Source organism: Myxococcus sp. CA005 (genome assembly GCF_006518205.1).
Lineage (GTDB): Bacteria > Myxococcota > Myxococcia > Myxococcales > Myxococcaceae > Myxococcus > Myxococcus xanthus.
In genome coordinates this window covers 1-6,223 of sequence record NZ_SRLV01000167.1, presented here as the reverse complement: position 1 = coordinate 6,223, position 6,223 = coordinate 1, and the positions used below count along the sequence as shown (strand labels likewise).

Here is a 6,223-nt window from a genome sequence, read left to right as displayed (position 1 = left end):
GCGGCGGCCCCCCCCGAAGGCACGCGCCGACGCATCCTGGAGACGGCCCTGCAGCTCTTCGCGAGCCGCGGCTATCACGACACGTCCATTCGGGACCTGGCGTCGGCCCTGGAGCTGCGGCCCAGCGCGCTGTACGCCCACTTCGCGGCCAAGGACCACGTCCTCGCGGAGCTGGTGCGCATTGGCCACGAGGCCCACTTCGAGGCGCTGGAGACCGCGTTCCAGGGCGCGAAGCCCACGCCGGCGGACCAGGTGCGCGCGCTGGTTCATGCGCACACGCGCGTCCACGCGGAGCATCCGCAGCTCGCGCTGGTGGTGAACGAGGAGTTCTACGCGCTGAGCCTGGAGCTGGCGGCGCCCGCGCAAGCGCTGCGGGACAAGGCCAACGCCATGTTGATAGACGCCATCCAACGCGGCATGGCCCAGGGGCAGTTCTCCCCGCTCCATCCCCAAATCACCGCCGCGGCGATTGTGGGCATGGGCTCTCGCATCCCCCACTGGTTCGAACCCGGCGGCCCCATCGCGGTGGAGACCCTGGCGAAGACCCACGCCGAGCTGGCGCTGCGGATGCTGGGAAGTGTCTCCGGCGCGTGAGGCCGGGCGGCTAACTGCGTATCTGCCTGCGGCCCGACGCCACCTGGAACGCGTACACTCCCAGCGTGGCGATACCCACGAGGAGGACGCCCCGCGCGCTCGACAGGACTCTGCGACACTGCCGGTTGCTGACCGTTGAATTTTCCCAACACGCTCGCGTCAGCAGGCGCATCCACCGCAACGGCGGATCCTTCCTCACGCTGGATACCCTCACATGACCACTCCCCGCACGCTCTGGAAGCTCACGACCCTCTCCCTCATGTTGTCCGCTCCCGCCTTCGCTGCCGACGAGGTCGAACAGGCCCAGGAGGACCGAGGCTTCGCGCTGGGACTGCGCGCGGGCTACGGCGTCCCACTGGGGCACGCCGCGGGCTCCGATCTCGGCGAAACCCCCAAGATGAGCGAGGTGTTCAAGAGCGCCATCCCCTTGCAGGTGGAGGCGGGATACTTCTTCAACTCGAATGTCTACCTGGGGGCCTACTTTCAGTACGCGCCCGTGCTGATCGCCGAGGACTGCGACTCGGACGTCAGTTGCTCCGCCAACCAGATGCGCTTCGGCATCAACGCGTCCTACCACTTCCGGGCGGGAGAGAAGCTCATGCCCTGGATGGGCCTGGGCATCGGCTACGAGATGCTCAAGTTGAATGTGTCCTCGAGCGAGGACGGCGTGGAGGCCACCATTGGCACGGGCGTCCGCGGCATCGAGTTCGCCGCCCTCCAGGCCGGCGCCGACTATCGCATCAACGACACGTTCTCCATCGGGCCCTACCTGTCGCTGGCGGCCGGCGTCTACCAGTCGTCGACCTCCAGCATTGAGATGAAGAACGTGCCCATCATTGGTGATGTCTCCGAGTCGGAGTCGGAGAGCATCGACAACAAGACGGTCCACGCCTGGCTGTCCGGCGGCGTGCGGATGCAGTTCCGCTTCTAGGCCACTCCCGCGGCGCTGACGGAGCCTCGTCAGCGCCGCGCGGTCCACCTCAGTCCAGCAGGTGCGGGTTGCGCAGGATGAGCAACCCCGCCTGCACGGTGGCGGCGTAGTCGTTGAGGTGCCCGGCGCCGATGAGCGCCGTCACGTCACGGCTGCCCCCCGCGGTGAGCGCGGCATCCACCCTCTTGGTGCCCTGGTTGTACGCGGCGAGCGCCAGCCGCCAGTCGCCGTAACGCGCGTGCAGGTCCGACAGCAGCGCGGCGGCGGCCTGGGACTCGCGCGCCACGTCCAGCCGCTCGTCGCGCGCCTCACTCACCTCCAGCCCGTAGCGCCGCGCCGTCTCCGGGATGAACATCCACACGCCCGCGCCACGCATGCCCGGCGCCAGCGAGGGCCGGCCATCCGTCTCCGGCATGTTCGTCGCCGCGGATTCGACGACGGCCACGGCCAGCAGTCCCTCGGGCAGCCCCTTGTCACGTAGCGGTGCGGAGAGCGCCTCCCGCTGCGTCACCAGGTTCGCCAGCGCGCGCTTCATGAACGCGCGGCCCTTCTCCGAACCGGTGAGCGCGTTGAGCCGCGCCAGCACGTGCGCGTCCACCACCACCGGCAAGTCCCCCTCCCGCTGGCTGGATGTCGCGAGCGCCTGCGCCTCCGCGAGCGTCACCGCGCGGCCCTGCGCCACGCCTTGCGACAACGCGGCGAGCGGAACCAGGACGAGACACAGCGCGGCCAGGAGCGCGGAAACACCCTGGGCACGGGCGGGACGGGGCTGGAAGAGCATCTGGATTCTCCGGGTGGTGGGATGGGACATGCCGGTGACACCGGCGGGAAGGGGGGACTCGAGCCGCACCGACAAGGCCGCCTGGAGCAGGCACCGCGCATAGGCCTGCGCCTGGGCCCGGCCAGTGGCCACCAGCGCTTCGTCACACGCCAGCTCCTGGAGCGAGGCCATCCACCGGGACAGGGCATATGCGCCCGGATGCCAGAAGAAGGCACCCGTGAGGACGAGCCGCGCGAAGGCCCGGTGCGTGTCGCGCTGACGGTGGTGCTGAAGCTCGTGAAGCACCGTCAGCCGGAAGGACTCCGCATCCTCCAGCAGCGCGGGCGGCACCACCACCCACGCGGAGGGCTGACGCCCGGCGCGAGGAAACCACGCGGAGAAGGCCGGCATGCCCGCCACGCCGAGCACCACGGCGACACGCCCCACGCCGCGCACGCGGGGCAGCGACTCCAACTGACGCAGCAGGCGCGCATGACGCACCAGCGCCCGTGTGATGAAGGCGCCTCCTCCCACCAAGAGCGCCAGCGCCGCCGCGGGCAGCACGGGCGGCAGCGCGGGCGCGGACTCCCGAGCCCGAGCCGGCTCCGCCACCGGACGCGGCTCCCACAAGGGCGCGGGCAGCCGTCCCGCGTGGCGCGCCACGGAACGCTCGAAGGTGAAGCGGGGCCCGGTGGGCACCAGCGCGTGCACGGCCGCGGCCAACAACGGCAGCACCAGCGTGAGCAGCAGCACGCCACGCGCCACCCTCAAGGACTGCCGCGCCGACAAGGGACGGCCCAGCCGCGACAGCAGCGTCAGCGCCAGCCAGGCCAGCGGCGGCGCCACGGCGAGCAACAGCGCCTGCGTCAGATAGAGCGACGCGAGCTCACGCAGCACGGCGCTCACGGCTTGCGCCCCTTCGCGTCGAGCAGCTTGCGGAGCTGGTCCACGTCCGAGGCGGACAGGGGCACCGCCTCCACCAGCCGCGCCACCAGCGCGGAGGGCGCGCCGTCGAACACCGTCTCCACCAGGTGGCGCACGCTCTGCGCCTCATAGGCGTCGCGCGGCAACACCGCCGAGTACAGGTGGCCACGGCCCTGCTTGCGGCTGTGCACCACGCCCTTCTGCTCCAGGATGCGCAGCACCGTGGAGACGGACGTGTACGCCAGCGCGCGCTCCGGCGGCAGCGCGGCGAGCACGTCCGCCACACTCACCTCACCGAGGCGCCAGACGATGTGCATCAACTCCAGCTCCACCGGCGTCAACGGCCGTGGGGCCACTTCGGGCTCAGGCTTGCGAGTCACGAGCGAACCTCCGTGACGCGCAAACTACTAAGGGCTTAGTTTTAAATCAACTAATCACTTAGTTACTCACTGACGGAGCTCCTGGCCCTACACACCGAGCGCCTCCCGCAGCTCCGGCAGGCGCCGCGACCGCACCGCGCCGTAGACGAACCGGTCCGGCCGCAGCACCACCACGTCCGCGGCGTGCTTGGAGAACCAGTCCGCCAGCTTTCCGGTGACGTCCACCACCGCGGGTGCATCCTCGGAGGCATCGTCCACCGCCTCCGCCGGAGGATGGAACGTCATCATGCGGCCCCCCAGCGACTCAGCCAGCTCGCGCGCCGCCTCCAGCTCCGCCGACGGCGCGTTGCCCCGGCACAGCACCGTGAATTCATTGCCCAGGGTGTCGTCCAGCAGGACCTCCTCACCCGACGGCAGCTTCACGCGCGGCTGGATGAAGTACTCGCCCTTGTCGCCGAAGTAGTAGCCGCTCGCGTGCGCCGGGGCCTCCTTGAACTCGAAGCCCTCGATGAACTTGCGCACCCGCGGGATGCGCTGAAGGGTGCGCAGCAGCGCGTCACGCGCCGAGGCCACCAGGGGGTTGCGCGCCAGGAACAGGTGCCCCACCCGCACACACAGCTTCTGCACCGCCTCCACGTGCGGCCGGCGCTCCTGCTCATAGGTATCCAGCAGCGACGCGGAGGACTGCCCGTGCAGCACGCGCTTCAGCTTCCACGCCAGGTTGGACGCATCCCGCATCCCCGACACCAGGCCCTGGCCCATGAAGGGCGGCATGGTGTGCGCCGCGTCGCCCAGCAGGAAGACGTTGCCGTGGCGCCAACGCGCCGCGTTGAGGCAGTGGAACGTGTAGACCGAGGCACGCTCGATGCGCACGCGCTTGGGGTCCACGTACGGCGCGATGAGCTCGGAGATGGTCTCCGACTTCTCCAGGTGCTCGCGCGTCTCGCCGGGCATCATCATGAACTCCCAGCGAATCTGGTTCACCGCGCCGGTGGCCACGAAGGCCGGACGCTTCGGGTCGCACACGAAGCGGCAGATTTCCGGCACCTCCCCTTCCACCACGGTGCCGGACACCGCCAGCCAGGGCTCGCCATAGGCCCGTCCCGACATCGGGATGCCCAGCGCCTTGCGCACGGTGCTGCGCGCGCCGTCACACGCCAGCAGGTACTTCGCGCGGATGGAGCGCTGCTCGCCCGTGAACGAGTCGTGGTAGCGAACCGTCACCCCGTCGGAGTCCTGCACCACGGCCTCCACGCTCACGCCCTTGCGCAACTCCACGTGCTCGAAGCGGTTGAGCCCGTCGCGCAGCGCGCCCTCCAGCAGCGGCTGGTGGAAGAACCACAGCGGCGTGTGGCCGAAGCCGAAGTCCGTCTCGCCGGTGTGAATCTCCGCGAAGCGCTTGCCCGTGCCGCCCACGTACTCCGCGAAACGGCTTTCCCGCATGTCGCTTTGCAATAAATCCAACAGTCCGGTGGACTGGTAGATGCGCAGGCCTTCGTCGTCGCACGAAAAGGCCCGGGGCTCGCCGTGCGGCGCCACGTCCCGCTCCAGCAGCAAGGTGCGTACACCCATGAGACCCAGCAGGTTGCCCGTCAACGCGCCCACCGGACCACATCCGCTGATGATGACGTCCACCTGCGTGTCCGTCTGCTGACTGTCACAACCCATGGATGCCTCCCGGGGCAATGTCTGGCTTTTTTAATAACGAATCAGGTGTGACCACGGTGTGACGGGTCCGGAAGCCTGGATCAGCATCCGCCCAGAGCGGCGAGCTGCCGTGTGATGGAAAAACCACACGCAAAAATTGTCACTGCTGGGGCAATCCCTACCCGTTACGGAGGTTTTCGGCGGACGTGTTACCTTAGAGCCCCGCCCATGCGAGGAATCCCGGAGGACATGGCAGCCGACGGCCTGGTAAATACACAACGCTTTCACCTGGAACTCTTGGGCGAAGCCCGGCTCCGGGTCGGCGACACACGCATCCCGCTGGAGCGGCGGACCGCGGCGGTGCTCGCATGGTTGGCATTGGAAGGCCCTCACCCGAAGTACCGTCTGGCCGGCCTCCTGTGGGCAGAGTCCGGGGAGGCGACCGCGCGCAACAACATGCGACAGTTGCTGCGCCGGCTGCGGCTCGCCTGCGGCGCGGAGCTGGTACAGGGCACCGATGTCCTCTCGCTGTGTGAGGGTGTTGTCTCAGACGCCGCCGAACTCCAGGCCCACGTGCTCGAGGGGCGACACGCGGAAGCCCTCGCGCTGGAAGGCGTTCTCCTGGGTGTCCTGGAATACGAAGATTGCTCAGAATTCCAAACATGGCTGGAGGGCGCGCGTGAGCGGTTGGACAAGCTTCGCCGCCGGGCCGCCGTGGCGGAGTCGGAGTCGCGGGAGAAGCGGGGGGACCTGACGGGTGCACTGGCGCTCGCGGAGCAGCTCCTCACCATGGACCCGTATTCGGAAGAAGCGTGGCGCCGGCTGATGCGGCTGCACTACGTGGCGGGCGACCGCATGGCCGCGCTCAACGCCTTCGAGCGGTGCCGCCGCCTGCTGCGCGAGGAGTTGGACACCACGCCGCTGCCGCAGACGGTGGCCCTGGCGCGCGAAATCGAGCGGGGCCCGCCCGCCCCCAAGCAGGTGCCC

6 protein-coding genes are annotated in these 6,223 nt (G+C 69.3%); 3 read left to right on the top strand and 3 right to left on the bottom strand.

Annotated features, from left to right (window positions below; translation table 11 throughout):
* Together FMQ63_RS36620 and FMQ63_RS36615 are read left to right on the top strand one after the other, a co-directional pair.
* Positions 1–594, top strand: a 594-nt coding sequence (locus tag FMQ63_RS36620; protein ID WP_228556569.1) for a TetR/AcrR family transcriptional regulator, incomplete at its 5' end; no start/stop codon positions are given.
* A gap of 214 nt (positions 595–808) precedes the next feature.
* Positions 809–1,525, top strand: a complete 717-nt coding sequence (locus tag FMQ63_RS36615) for an outer membrane beta-barrel protein (RefSeq protein ID WP_011557236.1) — start codon at positions 809–811, stop codon at positions 1,523–1,525.
* Between the two features lie 49 nt (positions 1,526–1,574).
* Here FMQ63_RS36615 and FMQ63_RS36610 read toward each other — a convergent pair whose 3' ends face one another.
* The 3 genes from FMQ63_RS36610 to FMQ63_RS36600 all read right to left on the bottom strand — a co-directional run bounded on the left by FMQ63_RS36610 (position 1,575) and on the right by FMQ63_RS36600 (position 5,257).
* The gene (locus FMQ63_RS36610) at positions 1,575–3,191 is read right to left on the bottom strand and encodes a transglycosylase SLT domain-containing protein (RefSeq protein ID WP_020479040.1); all 1,617 of its coding nucleotides are present in this window, start codon (positions 3,189–3,191) and stop codon (positions 1,575–1,577) included.
* On the bottom strand, positions 3,188–3,589 hold the full coding sequence (locus FMQ63_RS36605) for a BlaI/MecI/CopY family transcriptional regulator (protein WP_011557238.1): 402 nt from the start codon (positions 3,587–3,589) through the stop codon (positions 3,188–3,190). Before FMQ63_RS36605 ends, FMQ63_RS36610 begins: the two co-directional genes overlap by 4 nt.
* An 87-nt stretch (positions 3,590–3,676) precedes the next feature.
* The gene (locus tag FMQ63_RS36600; protein ID WP_011557239.1) at positions 3,677–5,257 is read right to left on the bottom strand and encodes a bifunctional 3-(3-hydroxy-phenyl)propionate/3-hydroxycinnamic acid hydroxylase; all 1,581 of its coding nucleotides are present in this window, start codon (positions 5,255–5,257) and stop codon (positions 3,677–3,679) included.
* 228 nt (positions 5,258–5,485) lie between these two features.
* Here FMQ63_RS36600 and FMQ63_RS36595 point away from each other — a divergent pair.
* The coding region (locus FMQ63_RS36595) for a BTAD domain-containing putative transcriptional regulator (RefSeq protein ID WP_305034253.1) at positions 5,486–6,223 on the top strand (738 nt) is incomplete at its 3' end.